Here is a 17521-nt window from a genome sequence, read left to right on the forward strand (position 1 = left end):
ACCGGCCCCTTCGCGCCTCACCTCAACTGCTCGGGCAGCGGCTGTCCGTGCAGCACCGTCAGCCCGGAGACGGCGCGGGTCAGCGCCACGTACAGCCGCCGCAGGCCGGTCCGCTCGTCCGGCTCGCCGGCGACCACCGCCGCCGGCTCGTCCAGCACCACGTAGTCGTACTCCAGGCCCTTGGCCAGCGAGGCCGGGACGAGGGTGAGTCGGGCCTCGGCGCTGGTCTCGTCGCCGGGGGAGAGGTACGGCAGCCCGGCCGCGGTCAGCGCCTCGGCGAGCCCGGGGACACGGGCGTCGGCGGCGATCAGGCCGGTCGAGCCCTCGTGCTCCAGCGCCTCCCGGCAGGCCGCCAGGACGGCCTGCGTGGTCTCCCCGTCGGCGACCCGGCGGATCGTCAGCGAGCCGGGCGCCTCGCGGACCGAGGAGGCCGGGGCCAGCCCGGGGGCGATCGCCGGGAGCAGCCGGGAGGCGTACGCGATGACCTCCTCGGGCACCCGGAAGCCTTTGGTCAGCTCCTCGATGTGCGCCTGCGGCTTGCCCAGGTGGTGCAGCGCCTCCGGCCAACTCGCCGTCGCCCACGGGGTGGTGCCCTGGGCGAGGTCGCCGAGGACGGTCGCCGAGCCGGTGGTGCAGCGGCGGCCGACGGCGCGGTACTGCATCGGGGAGAGGTCCTGGGCCTCGTCCAGCACCACGTGCCCGAGCGAGGGGGTGCGCTGCACCAGGTCGGTCGCCTCGTCCACCAGGACGGCGTCGGCCGCCGTCCAGCGGGCGGTCTTCACCGAGCGGCCGGGCTTGGGCCACAGCACCGCCCGCTGCTCCTCGGCGGTCAGCACGCCCTCGGCGCACTCGGCCAGGAACTCCGGCTCGGAGAGCAGCCGCAGCACCAGCCTGGCCGGGTCGACGGCCGGCCAGCACTCCTTGACCACGGCCTTGACGGCGCTGTTGCGGGCCACCGCGTCCTGCACCCGGTCGTCCGGGGCCTCGCCGCCCTGCTCCATCTTCAGCAGCACGGCGTGCGCGATGCGCTGCGGCAGGGCCTCCCTGGCGGCGCCGTAGCGGACCTCGCGGTCCTTCAACTCCTCGATGATCGCGACCAGTTCGGAGACCGGCACGCGCCAGCGGCGGGAGCCGCGGACCACCACGCAGGGCTCGGTGGGCAGCGCGATGCCCGACCGCACCGCGCGGCGCAGCACCTCGGCCATCCGGGCGTCGCCCTTCAGCCGGGCCGCCTCCGGGGAGTCCTCGCCCCTCACCTCGACGTGCCCGACCAGCTGCTGCACGGTGGCCTGGGCGACGTCCAGCTCGCCGAGGGCCGGGAGCACCTGCTCGATGTAGGAGAGGAAGGCGTTGTTCGGCCCGATCACCAGGGTGCCGGTGCGGGCCAGGCGCTCGCGGTGCGCGTACAGCAGGTAGGCGACGCGGTGCAGGCCGACGGCGGTCTTCCCGGTGCCGGGCGCCCCCTGGACGCAGATGGTGCCCGTGATGTCCGAGCGGACGATCTCGTCCTGCTCGGGCTGGATGGTGGCGACGATGTCGCGCATCGGGCCGACGCGGGGCTTCTCGATCTCCGCGGCCAGCAGGGCGGAGGAGGTCTCGTCCTCGGCCGGGTCGGTGAGGTGCTCGTCCTCGTAGGCGGTGAGCTCGCCGCCGGTGTAGCCGAAGCGGCGGCGGCGTTCGACGTCCATCGGGTCGGTGCGGCTGGCCCGGTAGAACGGCTGGGAGACCGGCGCGCGCCAGTCGATCACCATCGGGTCGCCGTCGGCGTCGTGGACGTGCCGGCGGCCGATGTAGAAGCTCTCGCCGCCGCTGCCCTCGCTCAGGTCCTCGCTGACCGCGTGCAGGTAGTCGAGGCGGCCGAAGAACAGGGGGGTGTGCGAGAGGTCGGCCAGGGCGGCGATCCTGGCCTCGATCTGGTTCTGCAGGACGAGCGCGGTGACCCAGGAGCCGGTCACGTCGCTGATGTCGAGCGACTCGACGTCCTCGCGCATCGCGCGCAGGGCGGCCCTGGACGCGGCCAGGTGCTCGCGTTCGCGCTGCAGGGGGTCGGTGGTGGGGGTGGCGGGCACAGCGAACCTTCCCGGCTGCCCCCGGTGGCGGGCGCAGCGGATCGTAGGAGCTCACGGTGGGTACGTCGACCGGTTGCCGAGCGGTCGACACCTCCCCCGGCTGCCTGCGGGCGTTCAGCAGGTACCACGGTTCGGGAGGGGGCAGACGGACGATCTTAGACCCCTGTGCCCGGGGGTTCCAGCCGCGCCCGTCCCGGGGCCGCCCCCACCCGGGGCCCGGGGTTCGCCCCTACCCGTCCCCGGGGGCGCCGTACACCCGCAGGACGACCCGCGCACCTGCGGATACGGCCTTTGGAGTGATGCCGACGGCCGGTCGGGTGCCTACCGTTGAAGACATGAGCACCACGAACCGAACCCCCCGATCCGGCCCGTCCGGCGCCACCGCCGCCTCCGGGCGCCACCGCAACCCGCTGAGCACCGCCGTCCGCAACGTCGGCATCGCCCTGGACACCGCCGCGCGCGTGATCTTCCTCGGGCGCGACGGCGTCCGGTACTGAGGCCTCCGGGCCTGCTACGGCTGCCCGGGCGCGCTACAGCACGTCGTCCGCGTCGATGATCCGGTACGCGTAGCCCTGCTCGGCCAGGAACCGCTGCCGGTGGGCGGCGAAGTCCTGGTCCACGGTGTCCCGGGCGACGACCGAGTAGAAGTGCGCCGCGTGGCCGTCCGCCTTGGGGCGCAGCACCCGGCCGAGGCGCTGGGCCTCCTCCTGGCGGGAGCCGAAGGTCCCGGAGACCTGGATGGCCACGGTGGCCTCGGGCAGGTCGATCGAGAAGTTCGCGACCTTGGAGACCACCAGGACGCCGATCTCCTTGTTCCGGAAGGCGTCGAAGAGCTTCTCCCGCTGGGCGTTGCTGGTCTCGCCCTTGATCACGGGGGCGTCCAGGGCCTCGCCGAGCTCGTCCAGCTGGTCGATGTACTGGCCGATGATCAGCGTCTGGTCCTTCTCGTGCTTCCTGACCAGGGCCTCCACCACCCGCCGCTTGGTCGCCGTGGTGGCGCAGAAGCGGTAGCGCTCCTCCGGCTCGGCGGTCGCGTAGGCGAGCCGCTCGGAGTCGGTCAGGGTGACGCGCACCTCGCAGCAGTCGGCGGGCGCGATGTAGCCCTGCGCCTCGATCTCCTTCCACGGCGCGTCGAAGCGCTTGGGGCCGATCAGGCTGAACACGTCGCCCTCGCGGCCGTCCTCGCGCACCAGGGTGGCGGTCAGGCCGAGCCGGCGGCGGGCCTGGAGGTCGGCGGTGAACTTGAAGACGGGCGCGGGCAGCAGGTGCACCTCGTCGTAGACCACCAGGCCCCAGTTGCGGGCGTCGAACAGCTCCAGGTGGGCGTAGACGCCCTTCCGCTTGGTCGTCATCACCTGGTAGGTGGCGATGGTGACCGGGCGGATCTCCTTCTTCGTGCCGCTGTACTCGCCGATCTCGTCCTCGGTCAGCGAGGTGCGCCTGACCAGCTCGTGCTTCCACTGGCGGGCCGAGACGGTGTTGGTGACCAGGATCAGCGTGGTCGACTTGGCGTGCGCCATCGCCGCCGCGCCGACCAGCGTCTTGCCGGCGCCGCAGGGCAGCACGACCACGCCCGAGCCGCCGTGCCAGAAGCCCTCGACGGCCTGCGCCTGGTACGGGCGCAGCTGCCAGCCGTCCTCGTCCAGGTCGATCGGGTGCGCCTCGCCGTCCACGTACCCGGCGTGGTCCTCGGCGGGCCAGCCGAGCTTGAGCAGCACCTGCTTGATCTGCCCGCGCTCGGAGGGGTGCACCACCACGGTGTCCGGGTCGACCCGGGCGCCGACCAGCGGGACGATCTTCTTGGAGCGCAGCACCTCCTCCAGCACCGGCCGGTCGGTGGTGGTGAGCACCAGTCCGTGGGTCGGGTGCTTGACCAGCTGGAGCCGCCCGTAGCGGCCCATGGTGTCGGCCACGTCCACCAGCAGGGCGTGCGGCACCGGGTAGCGCGAGTACGTCACCAGGGCGTCCACCACCTGCTCGGCGTCGTGCCCGGCCGCCCGCGCGTTCCACAGGCCGAGCGGCGTCACCCGGTACGTGTGCACGTGCTCCGGCGCCCGCTCCAGCTCGGCGAACGGCGCGATGGCGCGCCGGCAGTCGGCGGCCCTGGGGTGGTCGATCTCCAGGAGAAGAGTTTTGTCGCTCTGGACGATGAGCGGTCCGTCGTTCACGCGGGGAAGCCCTCCACTGGCTGACAGGGTGGATTGACGCAGACCCTCCAGTGTCCCGCATCGCGGGTGGTGCGCGGGAGCCGTCGCAGTGACCAGGGCGCGGGCCGGCTCGTTGGGCAGGCCATGAAGAAGTCGAAGCGTGTTCTCACCGCCCTCGCCCTGATGGGCTCGGCCTTCGCGGCCACCGCCTCCTCGGCCGGTTCGGCCCACGCCCTCGCGGGCATCGGCGAGGGGCCCGGCGGGCTGCTCGCGGCTCCCGGGTTCCTGCTGGCGGACACCGTCACCGGGGGTGCGGTGCCGGTCGGGCAGGGGCAGATCGGCAGCCTGGCGGACAAGGCCGTCCAGGACAAGTTGAAGGAGGCGCAGCAGGGGCACTGAGGCCCGGCGTCACTCGTCGAGCTCCGCGACGCCGGTGATGCGGTGCAGGGCGAAGGTGCGGAGTTCGTCGGCATGGTGGTCGAAGGCGGTGACGAAGCCGCCTTCGACCTTGACCGGGTCGATGATGCGCTGGCTGGCGATGCCCTCGGCGTTGAGGTAGCCGATCCACATGCGTTCGCCGAGCAGGACGGCGGTCTGGAGGGCGGCCAGGGTCTCGGCGGCGGCGGTGCGGGGCAGCCGGCGCGGGTCGGGGGCGGGGTCGCGGCGGGCGGCGGTGGCGGCGCGGTCGCCGGCCCGGATGGCCTTGACGGCGGCCGCGAGGAGGGTGTCGTCGGGGGCGGGCGGGCCGTCGGGGACGGGCACGGGGGCCGTCCGCGGCGGGGTGCGGTGGCTGTCCGGGCGGGTGATCAGCACGTCGCCGTCGGCGGATTCGGCGGCCGGGGCGTAGCCCGTCGCGCGCAGGGCGGCGAGCAGGACGTCCGGGGCGGCCTGGGAGGCCAGCACGGTGGGGGCGAGCAGCCGCAGCCGCAGGTCGGCGCAGCGGCGGTCGGCGAGCACCTCGCCGAGCAGGGACGGGTCGTCGCAGCGCAGGTAGGAGGAGGCGGCGCCGACCCGCAGGACGCCGTGCCGGCGGGCGACGTCGTCGATCAGGTAGCCGAGCGGCTGGGGGACGGGCGTGCGGCTGTGCTGCTCCAGGAAGGCCCGCAGGTCGGCGGCGGTGCGGCCGGCGTCGAGGGCGCGGCGCACCGAGGCCGGGGTGAAGCGGTAGACGGTGGCGCCGCCCTTGGACTCGATGTCGGCGCACAGGGCCAGGGCCTGGGCGAGCGGGGTGAGCAGCGGGCCGGGGGCGATCGCGGTGAGGTCCGGCTGGAGGATCACGTGGTCCAGCGGCTGCGGGAGAAGCGGGGCGAGCACCTCGGCCGGGTCGGACTCGGCGGTGAGCAGGGCGCGGGCGGGGGAGGCCAGGGCGCCGCGGCCGGTGACGCCGAGCAGTTCGGCCTCGTCGAGGGTCCAGGCGGTGAGGTCGTCGCGCAGCTCCCGGCCGTCCGGGCCGGTGGGGCCGCCGCGCAGCGGGCGCTGCCAGCGCAGGGCGGGCAGGAGCTCCTCGGCGGTGGCCGCGGTGCCGGGCGGGAGTTCGGCGAGCAGGGCGAGGGTGGCGCGGCGGACGGACGGGGCGAGGGTGCGGTCGAGTTCGGGGCCGAGGGCGGCGCGCGGCTTGCCGCGGCCGTCCGGGGTGCCGGTGAGGGCGGGGACGCGGGTGGCGGCGAGCCAGGCGGTGGCCAGGACGGTCCAGCGCTCGGCGGTGTCCAGGTGCAGCCAGGCGTCGTACCCCGGGGTGGGGGCCCAGCGTTCGTCCACCTCGCCGTCGGGGGCCAGCAGCCCCGCGGTGTAGGCGAGTTCGAGCCAGAAGGCGGTCTGCTGCTCGGTGCTCTCCAGGGCCTGGGCGGTGCGCTTGAGGTCGCGGACGCCGAGGCCGCCGGCGCGCAGGGTCGGCGGCGGGGTGAGGCCCCAGCCGTCCAGCAGCTCCTCGACGGTCCTGACCGCGGTGTGCGCCTGGCCGGCCGCGGCGCCGTCCACCTCCCCGGGGTCGCGCGGGGCGGCGGCGGGGGCCGGCTCGGGCTGGACCGGTTCGACGGTGCGGTGGGTGCGGCCGCCGCGCAGGTGCAGGGCGAGTTCGCGGGGCAGCACCACGCTGCCGGGGCTGGAGGGCAGCAGCAGGCCGCGGGCGAGCAGCCACTCGACGGGGCTCTTGGCGTCCTCGGCGGTGACCGGGCGAGCGGCGTCCGGCACGGTGCCGGTGGGCGGGCCCCAGACCAGCCGCTCCAGCAGCCGCAGCGCGGCCTCGGGCGCGGTGTCGAGCAGCGCGGCGCAGCGGGCGCGGTCGGTGAGCAGCGCGGTGAGCGCGGCGACGGCACTGACCGGGTCGGGGGTGCCGGGCTGCCCGGCCGAGGCGAGCAGCTGTTGCAGCCGGGCCGGGGACATGCCGGCGGTGGCATCGGCGAGGGTGGGGCCGAGGCCGGTGCGGCCGGGGTTGGCGGCGGTCGGGGCGAGCGCCTCGCGGACGGCGAGGACCAGACGCAGCGCGTTGTCCGGGCCCCAGAGCAGGGCCCGGTCGCGCAGGGTGGCGATCGCGCGCGGCAGGGCGGTGGCGACGGCGGACCGGTCGGCCGGGGTGAGCGGGGTCGCGCCGGGGTGCGGCCTGACCTTCGCCGGGCCAGTCAGCAGGGTGCGCACGGTGCTCAGCGAGGTGCCGTCCGGGGCGGTGGCCAGGGCCTCGGCGACCTGGAGGGTGAAGCGGTCGAGCCGCTCCAGGGCGCGCAGGGCGGAGGCCCGCGAGGAGAGCCGGGCGGACAGCTGGGTGAGGTCGCCGGGGACGGGGTTCAGCAGGTCGGGGCGGGAGCGGAGCAGGGCGGCGAGCGCGTCGTCGGGACGGGCGCGCAGCTCCTCGGCGAGGGTGCGCGGGCCGGTGGCGGACCTGCCCCGGCGTTGAGGGCCCTGCTGTGTGGTCATTCGACCTAGGTTAGTCGGGCGCGGGGACGGCCGGGTGTCGCGCGGGCGGCCGCCCCGGTGGGATCGCCCGGACCGGCGGACGGACTCGCGCGGGCGGGGGCGGGGTGGGTAGCGTCACGCCGAGGGCGGTTCGGTGGGCGGCCGTACGGGCGAGGCGGGTGGTCGGGGATGGACGGCGAGTGGTGGCGCAAGAGCGGGCCGTGGAGCGAGCGCCCGGCCGGCGGCCCGGACGCCGGCTCCGGCCCGGCTGCCGACGGGGGCCCGGGCGGGGACGGGGCCGGAGGGGTGCAGGGTGCTCGGTCCGCCGCCGTGCCCGCGCCCCCGGACCACGACCCCGACAGCGTGTACGACCCGCCGGCGCCGAGCGCGGCCGGCATCCCGTCCGTACCGCTGCACCTGCCGGAGAGCGCCGCCGCGGAGCGGGCGGACGCCCCGCCGCCGCCGACGGTGTCGAGCACCGGCCCGTGGACGATGACGCTCTTCGACTTCTCGGACGGGCCGAGGCCCGCGCCGAAGCCGATCCCCGAGCAGCGCACCGCCGAGGACGCCGAGCCCGTGCCGGAGCCGGCGGCGCCCGCCGCGGACCCGAAGCAGGGGAAGGCCCGCAGGGGCTGGCTCAGGTCGGCTCCCGCCGCTCCCGCCGCGCCGGCCGGGGCCCCGGCCGGGAAGGGCCGCGGCACGCTGTGGGGGACGGGGAAGGGCGGCGCGAAGGAGGCGGCGAAGGCCGAGGGCGGCAAGGAGGCGGGGAAGGACGCGCCCGCCCGCAAGCCCTCCCCGCTGCTCCTGCTCTCCGCCGCGCTGCTGGTCGGCGGGGCGGTCTCCGGCTTCCTCCCGGCCATGCTGGCCGGCTGGGGGCTGGGCTACCTGTCCCGACAGCTCTCCGACCTGACGCGGAAGTTCGTGGTCCTCGGCATCCCGCTGATCACGATGAGCGCGACCACCCTCTACTCCATGCGGCAGGCCAAGGAGGCCGGGGGGCAGGGCGGCGGCCTCCAGTCGGGCTCGCCGCTGGGCGCGATCAGCTGGTCGTCGGCGCCGAACGTGCTGCGGCTGGCCGCGGCGCTGTCGGCCGTGGTCCTGCTGCTCCTGGCCCTGCGCCGGCGCCCGCCGCAGCAGGGGTAGCGCCGGTGCCCCCGCGTGGGCGCCTGGCGCGCGGCCGGGTACCGGCGAGGCCGGTGCGGCGGGGCTGGCACCCCTCGCCGGGAGGGGGTTAACACCCGTACGGGACGGGTGCTCTCCCCGTTCTGCGGGCCGCCCGGCGCCAGCAGACTCGGGGCATGCCCACGCAGCCCGTGATGACGCCCGAAGCGCCCGAAGCCCCCGCCTCCCGGCCCGGGGCCGGTGGCAGCGACTTCGCCCAGCTGACCCGCCGGATAGCCGCCGAGGGCCTGCTCGACCGGCGCCCCGGCTACTACGCCCTCCGAGCGGGCCTGGTGCTCGCCGCCTTCCTCGGCGGCTGGTACGCCCTGTTCGCGCTGGGCGACACCTGGTGGCAGCTCGGTCTGGCGGCGGTGATGTCCGCCGTCTTCGCCCAGATCGGCCTGCTCTCCCACGACCTGGCGCACCGCCAGGTCTTCGACCGGCGGCTGCCGAGCGAGGTCGGCGGCCGGATCGCCGCCAACCTGCTGATGGGCATGAGCTACGGCTGGTGGATGAACAAGCACACCCGCCACCACGCCAACCCGAACCACGAGGAGCGGGATCCGGACGTCGCCCCCGACCTCCTGGTGTGGTCCAAGCGGCAGGCCCGGCAGGCGAGCGGCCTCGCCCGGTTCATCGGCCGCCGGCAGGCGTACCTGTTCCTCCCGCTGCTCCTGCTGGAGGGCCTCAACCTGAGCTTCAACAGCTTCCGCGCGCTGCGCGCCCCCACGATGAAGCGCCCGGTGCTGGAGGGCGCACTGCTGGTGGTGCACTTCCTCGGCTACTTCGGGCTGGTGTTCGCGGCGCTCCCGGCCGGCAAGGCGGTCGCCTTCCTCGCCGTGCACCAGGCGCTGCTCGGCGTCTACCTGGGCTGCGTCTTCGCGCCGAACCACAAGGGCATGCTGATGGTGACGCCGGGGATGAGGCTCGACTTCCTGCGCCGCCAGGTGCTCACCTCGCGCAACGTCCGCGGCGGGCCGGTCGTCGACGCGGTGATGGGCGGCCTCAACTACCAGGTGGAGCACCACCTCTTCCCCAGCATGCCGACCCCGGCGCTCGGCCGGGCCGCCCGGATCACCCGGGAGTTCTGCGCCGAGAAGGGCGTCCCGTACTGCGAGACGGGCCTGGTCCGCTCCTACCGGGAGATCTTCGCCCACCTGCACCGGACGGGCGAGCCGATCCGCGCCGGGGCCTGAGCCTCCCAGCCGGCCGCCCGAACACCGGTGCCGTGCACGGGAGTCCGGCTCCGCCGGGCCGCGGGCACGGCACCGCCCGTCCCGCCGGCGCGTTCGCGCCCGTACGATGCCTGGGCGGGGTGGGCGGCGACCGGAGGTGGACGTGGTGCGGGTCTGGCTGCGGTGGGCGCTGGTCGCGGTCCTGGGGGCGGCGTTCCTGGGCGGGGGCTGGGCGGGGTGGCGGCACTACCGCGACACGGCCATTCCGCCCGCGCCGGACGTCCACGGGCTGGCGCGGGCGCCGGAGACCGAGGGGGCGCGCCGGGCGGCCGGGGAACGGATGGCCGAACGGATCGGCCGGATCCCCGAACTGCTGCCCTGGGCCCAGGGGTTGGGGAACTCGACGGTCGACGTGTGCCGGACGGACTACCGCGGTGACCTGTTCGTCCGGGGCAAGTGGCTGCCGGCGGCCTGCGAGCGGACCGTGAACGTGTACCTGGCCTTCGACGGGGCGGACGTGCGCGCCCGGCTGGCCGACCTGGACCGCTACCTGGAGGGCGAGGGCTGGCGGAGCACGCAGGTGTGGTCGGGCCTGGTCGCCGCCGACGACTACGCCCACCAGCCGCCCGCCGACCCGACCCCGGAGGAGGTGGCGGAGGCGGCGGCCAGGCCGATCGACCCGTCGGTGGAGTTCCGGCAGGCGGCGGACGAGGCGGTGCGCACCGAGCTGGCCGTGAGCGTCGCCCGGTATCCGGGCCCCGAACTCCTGACCTCCGGCGAGGACCACTGGTACGAGAAGTACGGCGAGCGGCGCTACCGCAACGACGAGGGGCAGCGGTCCGAGTACCTGGCCTGGCAGCCGGTGCGGCCGGGCGAGGTCACCGGGCCGGCCGAGGGCCGGTACGTGGCGGTGCTGGGGTTCACGACCAGGTACGCGCAGCAGCCGGAGCCGTCCTGAGGCGCGGTCCGGGGGCACCCCGGGGCGGTCGGTCCGCCGGGCCGGGCGGCGGGGAGTGCGGCAGGGTGGCGGTGGCCCGGAAGCCCGAGCGGTAGGGCGAGGCCGTCAGCTCGCCGCCGAACAGCGCGACGCGCTCGGCGAGGCCGAGCAGGCCGGGCCGGCCTTGCCGTCCGGAGCGACCGGGTGCAGGGCGGCGCCGACGGTGGGGGCCGGGGGCGTCGATCCGCTCAAACCGGGCTCCCGGCGGGAGCGGGGGCTTCCCTCCGGTCGTAGCGCGCCGCGTTCCGCGCCGCTCCCGGGAGTGCCCGCCCGGGTGGGTGGCCGAGCGGGGCCCGCCGGGCCCGTCCGGCTCCGGCGGGTGGCCCGGAGCCGCTCACCTGCCGAAACCGGCCAGCAGCCCGCGCGGGTCGAAGGTCACCCGGATCCGGGTGACCTTCCCGGCTTCGACGTGCATCCAGTTCGCGGTGGGCGCCGGCGGGGCGATCCGGGTGCACAGCTCGAACCAGGTGATCACCTCGTCGCCCTCGGCCACCCGGACCTTCACGTCGATCTTCTCCAGCACCTGCCCGAGCCCCTTCAGCCCGGCCAGCGCCTCCTCCACCCCGGAGGCCGTGCCCAGGGCGCCCACGAAGTCGACGTCGTCGGCCAGCAGGCCGCGGAGGGTCTCGAAGTCACCCGCCTCCCAGGCGGTGAAGTAGGTCTCGGCGGTCTCGCGTGCGCTCTTCGTCGTCGTCATGCCTCCATCCTCCGACCGGCTCTGCCATCCGTCCAACAGATGCATCCGATGGAGTCCATCTCTGATCGTTATGGATAAGTGTGCGCTGCGTGAGCGGGGCGGCGTCGGCGTCACGCTGAGTGAAAGTCAGCTGAAGGGGTTTCGGACTGCCCGGCCCGGTAAGGCGCTCATCGCTGGAATGTGAAGGAGGCGTGAATCGTGATCACCGAACAGCAGGCCCGTTCCATGCTGCACCACCCCGTCCACGATGCACGGGGCAACCGGATCGGCAAGGCCGACCACATGTACCTCGACGACGTCACCGGCAAGCCGGAGTGGGTCAGCGTCAAGACCGGATGGTTCGGGGCGAGCGAGTCGTTCGTGCCGATCCGCGACGCCCGGGTCGTCGGCGACCACCTGGAGGTGCCCTACCCCAAGGAGAAGGTCAAGGACGCTCCGCTGGTGGACGTCGACCGCGGCGGCCACCTCTCCGAAGGGGAGGAGCGCCGGCTCTACCAGCACTACGGCATCGACCTCGACGAGGCCTGGAGGGCCGCCAACCGGCCCGGCGCGGGCGGGGGCACGGCGGCCGCCGCCGGGACCGCAGCCGCCGGGACCGCCGCTGCGGGGACCACCGGGACGACCGGTCGGACCGGGACGCCCGCCGCCGGTACCGGTGGCGTCACCGGCGCCGCCGCCGGCCGCTCCGCCTCGGCCTCGGCCGCCACCCCGCGCGCCGCGGCCGCCCCGGGCGCCGTCACCGGGCGGGCCGGGACCCGCGCGGAGCAGGACGGCGTGATGACCCGCTCCGAGGAGCGGATGCGCGTCGGCGTCGAGCGGTACGAGTCCGGCCACGCGAAGCTGCACAAGTACGTCGTCACCGAGGAGGAACGGCAGACCGTGCCGATCCGGCACGAGGAGGTCCACATCGAGCACGAGCCCATCACGGCCGCCGACCGGGGCACCGCGATGGCCGGCGAGTCCATCGCGGAGGCCGAGTACGAAGTCACCCTGCACGCGGAGCGCCCGGTCGTGCGCACCGAGGCCGTCCCGGTCGAACGGGTGCGGCTGGTGACCGAGGAGCGTGTCGAGGAGCAGACCGTCACCGGCCAGGTGCGCAAGGAGCGCATCGAGGCCGAACTGCCCGGCGCGAAGGCGGGGCAGGTGCAGGGCAAGGCGGTCCGGGGCACGGACCCGCGCCGGTGACGCCCACCGGGGGGACACCCGGCGAGCCGTGACCGCCCCCGTGCGGCCACGGCCCGCCCGTGCGGGGCCGCGGGGTGTCCGGCGCTCCCGGGCCCGGCGCTCCCGGGCCCGGTGGCGGGCGCATCGAGCGGCGGTGGCGTCCGGCGGTCGCGGGAGTGCGCGGTCGCCTATCGTCGTCCGTCATGGAGATGCACCAGCTGCGCTACTTCGCCGCCGTGGTCGACGAGGGCACCTTCACCGCCGCCGCGGCCCGGCTGAACGTGAGCCAGTCCGGGATCAGCACCCAGGTGGCGAAGCTGGAGCGCGAACTGGGCCAGCAACTGCTTGACCGGGCCGGCCGGCAGGTGCGCCTCACGCCGGTCGGTGAGGCGGTCCTGCCGCTGGCGAAGAACGCCCTGGCCACCCTGGACGCGATCCGGCACACGGCCGCCGAGTTCGCCGACGCCGTCCGCGGCCGGGTCCGACTGGGCATGATCATGGGCTGCTCGATCCCGCCGTTCCTGGACACCGTCGCCGACCTCGGGCGCAGCCACCCCGGGATCGAACTCAGCCTCCACGAGGGGCACTCCGACGACCTCCAGGCGCAGGTCCTGGCCGGCTCGCTCGACCTGGCCCTGATCGGCTACACGGGCGAGGCCGTTCCCGGCCTGGAGGCCACCGTCGTGGTGGACGAGCCGATCGCCGCCGTCGTCCCCGCCGGGCACCCGCTCGACCGGGCCCGGCTCGGGCTCGCCGACCTGCGGGACGAGAAGGTGCTCTGCCTGCCTCCCGGCACCGGCCTGCGCGCGGCCTACCAGGACTCCTGCCGCCGGCTCGGCCTCGACCCGCGGGTGGACATCGAGGCCAGCTCCCCGGCCGCCCTGCTGCGGCTCGCCGAGCGCGGCGCGGGTGTGGCGGTCCTCAGCGCCTCCTCCGCGACGGGCGCCGGGCTGCGGGCCGTCCCGCTGGTCGACGCCACCACCTGCGCCCGGCTCGGGCTGGTCGTCCGCCGTGACCAACAGTCCCCGGCGGTACGGCTGTTGCGCGCGAGGCTGGCTGTGGCGATGCGGCCGCGGTGACCGTCCGGCCGCCCGACCGCACCGCCACCACCGTGCGTACGGGCCCGCTCGGCCGGCCGCTGCGCGCGCGGGCGCCGCGGCGGGTGCGGAGACGGGCCGGGCGGCCGGTGCGGGCCGGGCGGCGGCGGGTGCGAACGGCCCCCTGCCGGGCCCGACCGTCCGGCGGTTCGCACCGCCTCAGGCCCCGAGGAAGCGCTGCAACTCGTCCAGCAGGTAGTTGGCCCCCGTGTACCCGATGCCCTGGAACCACAGCTGGTCGTCCACCGGGAAGGCCCGGTGCCCCCGGACGGCGCCCAGCGCCTGCCAGCCCGGGCTCGCCAGGACGGCGGTGGCCCCGGACAGCTCCGGATCGCCGTACGTCGCGTAGAGCAGCAGGTCGCCGTCGGCCCGGGCGAGCTGGTCCGGCGGGACCTCGACGTCGGACTGGTCGGTGTTCTGCGCGTCCGGCCGGCCGACCTGGGCGTCGGCGAGCACCGTCCCGGGGAAGCTCTGCCGGCCGAAGACCCGCATGCCGCCGCCCTCCACGAACCGCACCAGGCTGACCTTGCGCCCCGACAGCTTCGCCGCGGCCAGGGCCTGGGCCACCTGCCCGGCGTGCCGCTGGTACGAGCCGACGAAGGCCGCCGCGGCCGCCTCCCGGCCCAGGGCCCGGGCGTGCAGCTGGAAGTCGCCCTTCCAGGGCGCGCCGGCGGTCTGGGTGAGCACGGTCGGGGCGATCTCCCGCAGCTGTTCGTAGCGGTCGCCGTCGCGGGTCCGGTTGGAGAGGATCAGGTCCGGCCGCAGCGCCCGGACGGTCGGCAGGTCCGGTGACCCGGCCGGGCCGACCAGCCGGATCCCGGCGGTCCGGGAGGCCGGCCAGTACTCGGGGTAGCGGGTGTCACGGGCCGGCAGCGCGGCCCCGACCGGGGTGATCCCGAGGGTCAGCGCGGAGTCGAGCGCGTCGGTGTCCAGCACGACCACCCGCAGCGGCGCGCCCGGCACCACCACCGGCCCGGTGGCGGTGTCCACCGTGACCGACGGCACCGGCGCCGGGGTCGGCGAGGCGCCGGTGGCCCCGGCGTCCGCCGCCGCCGGGGCGGGGCGCCGGGCGGTGCAGCCGGCCGCCGCCGTGAGCGCGCCCGTGCCGAGACCGGTGAGCAGGGTGCGGCGGGAGATCCGGGGCATCGGCGGTCCTCTGGCGGCGGGGTCGGGGCGCCGTCGATTATGTCCGAAATGGTGGCTAAAGTGCCGTTAAGCGGGGGAGCCGTCCACGGCGAGCGCCGCCCACGGCGCGCCCGGCACCACCAGCGGCGTGCCGGTCACCGGGTCCGGCACCACCACCGAGTCCAGCCCGAACACCTCCCGCACCAGCTCGGCCGTCACCACGTCCCGGGGCGCGCCCTGCGCCACCACCCGGCCGTCCCGCATGGCCACCAGGTGGTCCGCGTACCGGGCCGCCTGGTTGAGGTCGTGCAGCACCGCGACGACCGTCCGGCCGCGCTCGACGTTCAGCCGGCGGACCAGGTCCAGCACCTCCACCTGGTGTGCGATGTCCAGGTAGGTGGTCGGCTCGTCCAGCAGCAGGATGTCGGTGCCCTGGGCGAGCGCCATCGCGATCCAGGCGCGCTGGCGCTGGCCGCCGGACAGCTCGTCCATGCTCCGCTCGGCCAGGTCGGCGGTGGAGGTGCGCTCCAGCGCCTCCGCGACCGCCGCCTCGTCCTGCGGCGACCACTGCTGCCACCAGCTCTGGTGCGGCTGGCGCCCGCGCGCGACCAGGTCCGCCACCGAGATGCCCTCGGGGGCGGTCGGCGACTGCGGCAGCAGGCCGAGCCGCTGGGCGATCCGCTTGGTCGGGATCCGCGCCAGCTCCTCGCCGTCCAGCAGCACCGCGCCGCGGGCCGGCTTCAGCAGCCGGCCGAGCGCCCGCAGCAGGGTCGACTTGCCGCACGCGTTCGGGCCGACGATCACCGTCACCCGCCCGTCCGGCACGGCCACGTCCAGGTCCTCGACGACCGTGCGCGCCTCGTAGGCCAGGGTGAGGCCCCGGGCCTCCAGACGGTGTTCGGGCATCAGGAACCTCCACGGCGGGATCGGATCAGCAGCCACATCAGGTACGGCGCGCCGACCAGGCCGGTCACCACGCCCACCGGCAGCTCCGTCGGAGCCAGCAGGCGCCGGGCGACCAGGTCGGCGAGGACCACCACCAGCGCGCCGGTCAGGGCCGAGCAGAACAGCGGGATCTGCGCCGAGCGGGCCAGCCGCAGCGCGATCTGCGGGGCCATCAGCGCGACGAAGTCGACCGGCCCGGCGGCCCCGGCCGCGCAGGAGGCCAGCACGATGCCCAGCAGCGCCATGCCGAGGCGGATCCGGTCCAGGCGCAGGCCGAGGCCGACGGCGGTGGCGTCGTCGAAGGAGATCGACCGCTGGGCGCGGGCCGCCCACAGCGCGACCGGCAGGGCGGCCAGCAGCACCCAGGCGAGCCGGCCGGCCTGGTCGTAGCCGGCGCCGTTCAGGCTGCCGGTCATCCAGACCTTGGCGGCCTGGGCCTGGAAGCCGTCCCCCTTGGTGAGGAACACCGAGGTGAGCGAGGACAGCGCGACGCTGATGCCGATGCCGATCAGGACGAAGCGCTGCGCGTGCAGACCCCGGCGCCAGGCCAGCGCGTACACCAGCAGCCCGGCCACCAGGCCGCCGGCCACCGCCGCGTACGGCGCCTGCCCGGTCGAGCCGACCACGCCGTACGCCGTCAGGCCGACCACGGTCGCCGTCGCGCCCCAGGTCACGCCCACCACGTCGGGGCTGGCCAGCGGATTGCGGGCGACGGTCTGGATCAGCGCCCCGGCCAGCCCGAGCGCCAGGCCGACCAGCAGCCCGACCACCACCCGGGGCAGCCGGAACTCGCCGACCACCAGCTCGTGCTGGCTCGGCCGCCCGAGCAGCACCCGGACCACCTCGCCCGGTGCGACGGTGGACTCGCCCAGGCAGAGCGAGGCCACCACCGTCGCCGCCAGCGCCACCAGCAGCCCGGCGGCGACGGCCACCGAGCGCCGGTGCACCAGGAACGACGCCCGCCCGGCCCGGACGGCCGAGTAGCCGCGCAGCGACACCGACGTCATGCCGCCACCACCTTGCGGCGGCGGACCAGGGCCACCAGCACCGGGACGCCGACCAGGGCGGTCATCACGCCCGCCGGGACCTCGGACGGCGGGAACAGGACCCGCCCCAGGGTGTCGGCGAGCAGCAGCAGCGCCGGGCCGAGGACGGCGGAGAAGGCGAGCACCCAGCGGTGGTCGGCGCCGGCCACCGCACGGGCCGCGTGCGGGACGGCGAGGCCGACGAAGGCGATCGGGCCGGCCGCCGCGACCGCGGAGCCGGTCAGCACGGTCGCGCCGAGCGCGCCGACCGCCCGGACCAGGCCGGTCCGGGCGCCCAGCCCCTTCGCGGTGTCGTCGCCGAGCGCCAGGGCGTCCAGCCCGCGCGCCACCGCGACGACCAGCACCGTGCCGACGGCCAGGAACGGCAGCAGCTGCCAGGCCACGTCCGAGGTCCGCCCGGAGAGCGAGCCGACGTGCCAGAACCGGAACCGGTCCATGGCGGCCGCGTCGGTGGTCAGCACCAGGGTGTTGAACGAGGCGATGAAGGCGGACGTCGCCGAGCCGGCCAGGGCCAGCTTGATCGGGGTGGCCCCGCCCCGGCCGCGCCCGGCGAGCCCGTACACCACCACGGTGGCGACCACGGCGCCGACGAAGCCGAACCAGACGTACCCGGTGAGGGTGGAGACGCCGAAGCCGGAGATCGCGACCACCACGCCGGCCGCCGCGCCCTGGGAGACGCCGAGGATGCCGGGGTCGGCGATCGGGTTGCGGGTCAGGCCCTGCATGACGGCCCCGGCCAGGCCGAGCGCCGCGCCGACGGCCAGCCCGACGACCGTGCGCGGCACCCGCAGCTCGCGGACCACCACGGCGTCGGTGGTGCCGCCGCCGTGCAGCAGGGCGTCGAGGGTGGCGCCGAACGGGACGGTCCGGCTGCCGACCGCCAGGCTCAGCAGCACCGCGGCGGCCAGGACGGCGAGTGCGGCGGCGAGCCACAGTATTCGGCGCCGCGGCGCGCGGGGCGCACCGGGCGGCGCGCTGGTGTCGGTCATGGGCCCTCTCCGCAGACAAC

Annotated in this window: 15 protein-coding genes; 7 read left to right on the forward strand and 8 right to left on the reverse strand. The window is 75.9% G+C overall.

The features are described 5' to 3' along the window. Positions 1-17: 17 nt before the first annotated feature. Complete coding sequence (locus ACH5AR_RS29100; protein WP_396304500.1) at positions 18-2069, reverse strand: HelD family protein; 2052 nt, start codon at positions 2067-2069, stop codon at positions 18-20. A gap of 335 nt (positions 2070-2404) precedes the next feature. Here ACH5AR_RS29100 and ACH5AR_RS29105 point away from each other — a divergent pair, with 335 nt between their 5' ends. Beyond that, positions 2405-2566, forward strand: coding sequence for a hypothetical protein (locus tag ACH5AR_RS29105; protein ID WP_396304501.1), 162 nt, complete (start codon positions 2405-2407; stop codon positions 2564-2566). Positions 2567-2599: 33 nt separating this feature from the next. Here the strand turns inward: ACH5AR_RS29105 and ACH5AR_RS29110 are convergent, their stop codons facing one another. After that, on the reverse strand, positions 2600-4237 hold the full coding sequence (locus tag ACH5AR_RS29110) for a DNA repair helicase XPB (RefSeq protein ID WP_396304502.1): 1638 nt from the start codon (positions 4235-4237) through the stop codon (positions 2600-2602). 123 nt (positions 4238-4360) lie between these two features. Between ACH5AR_RS29110 and ACH5AR_RS29115 the strand changes: the two genes are divergently transcribed. After that, positions 4361-4615, forward strand: a complete 255-nt coding sequence (locus ACH5AR_RS29115; protein ID WP_396304503.1) for a hypothetical protein — start codon at positions 4361-4363, stop codon at positions 4613-4615. A 9-nt stretch (positions 4616-4624) separates the two neighbouring features. Here ACH5AR_RS29115 and ACH5AR_RS29120 read toward each other — a convergent pair whose 3' ends face one another. Continuing rightward, positions 4625-7126: a helicase-associated domain-containing protein gene (locus ACH5AR_RS29120; RefSeq protein WP_396304504.1), complete on the reverse strand. Its 2502-nt coding sequence runs from the start codon at positions 7124-7126 to the stop codon at positions 4625-4627. A 168-nt stretch (positions 7127-7294) separates the two neighbouring features. Here ACH5AR_RS29120 and ACH5AR_RS29125 point away from each other — a divergent pair, with 168 nt between their 5' ends. From ACH5AR_RS29125 to ACH5AR_RS29135, 3 genes are all read left to right on the forward strand, one after another. Further along, on the forward strand, positions 7295-8248 hold the full coding sequence (locus ACH5AR_RS29125) for a hypothetical protein (protein WP_396304505.1): 954 nt from the start codon (positions 7295-7297) through the stop codon (positions 8246-8248). 155 nt (positions 8249-8403) lie between these two features. Further along, positions 8404-9462: a fatty acid desaturase family protein gene (locus ACH5AR_RS29130; RefSeq protein WP_396304506.1), complete on the forward strand. Its 1059-nt coding sequence runs from the start codon at positions 8404-8406 to the stop codon at positions 9460-9462. Positions 9463-9607: 145 nt separating this feature from the next. Continuing rightward, entirely contained in the window at positions 9608-10399 is a 792-nt protein-coding gene (locus ACH5AR_RS29135) for a hypothetical protein (RefSeq protein WP_396304507.1), read from the forward strand. A 373-nt stretch (positions 10400-10772) separates the two neighbouring features. On the opposite strand, the gene ACH5AR_RS29140 is transcribed toward ACH5AR_RS29135, so the two are convergent. Further along, complete coding sequence (locus tag ACH5AR_RS29140) at positions 10773-11135, reverse strand: nuclear transport factor 2 family protein (RefSeq protein ID WP_396304508.1); 363 nt, start codon at positions 11133-11135, stop codon at positions 10773-10775. Positions 11136-11333: 198 nt separating this feature from the next. Here ACH5AR_RS29140 and ACH5AR_RS29145 point away from each other — a divergent pair, with 198 nt between their 5' ends. After that, the gene (locus tag ACH5AR_RS29145) at positions 11334-12320 is read left to right on the forward strand and encodes a PRC and DUF2382 domain-containing protein (RefSeq protein ID WP_396304509.1); all 987 of its coding nucleotides are present in this window, start codon (positions 11334-11336) and stop codon (positions 12318-12320) included. 182 nt (positions 12321-12502) lie between these two features. Beyond that, positions 12503-13378: a LysR family transcriptional regulator gene (locus ACH5AR_RS29150; protein ID WP_396304510.1), complete on the forward strand. Its 876-nt coding sequence runs from the start codon at positions 12503-12505 to the stop codon at positions 13376-13378. A 177-nt stretch (positions 13379-13555) separates the two neighbouring features. On the opposite strand, the gene ACH5AR_RS29155 is transcribed toward ACH5AR_RS29150, so the two are convergent. The 4 genes from ACH5AR_RS29155 to ACH5AR_RS29170 all read right to left on the reverse strand — a co-directional run bounded on the left by ACH5AR_RS29155 (position 13556) and on the right by ACH5AR_RS29170 (position 17501). Further along, entirely contained in the window at positions 13556-14542 is a 987-nt protein-coding gene (locus tag ACH5AR_RS29155) for an ABC transporter substrate-binding protein (RefSeq protein WP_396304511.1), read from the reverse strand. Positions 14543-14608: 66 nt separating this feature from the next. Then, the gene (locus tag ACH5AR_RS29160; protein WP_396304512.1) at positions 14609-15427 is read right to left on the reverse strand and encodes an ABC transporter ATP-binding protein; all 819 of its coding nucleotides are present in this window, start codon (positions 15425-15427) and stop codon (positions 14609-14611) included. Further along, complete coding sequence (locus ACH5AR_RS29165; RefSeq protein WP_396304513.1) at positions 15427-16473, reverse strand: FecCD family ABC transporter permease; 1047 nt, start codon at positions 16471-16473, stop codon at positions 15427-15429. Before ACH5AR_RS29165 ends, ACH5AR_RS29160 begins: the two co-directional genes overlap by 1 nt. Continuing rightward, the gene (locus tag ACH5AR_RS29170; RefSeq protein WP_396304514.1) at positions 16470-17501 is read right to left on the reverse strand and encodes a FecCD family ABC transporter permease; all 1032 of its coding nucleotides are present in this window, start codon (positions 17499-17501) and stop codon (positions 16470-16472) included. The genes ACH5AR_RS29165 and ACH5AR_RS29170 overlap by 4 nt, the downstream gene beginning before the upstream one ends. Positions 17502-17521 lie beyond the last annotated feature (20 nt).

It is taken from the genome of Kitasatospora sp. NPDC018619, assembly GCF_044391605.1.
Lineage (GTDB): Bacteria > Actinomycetota > Actinomycetes > Streptomycetales > Streptomycetaceae > Kitasatospora.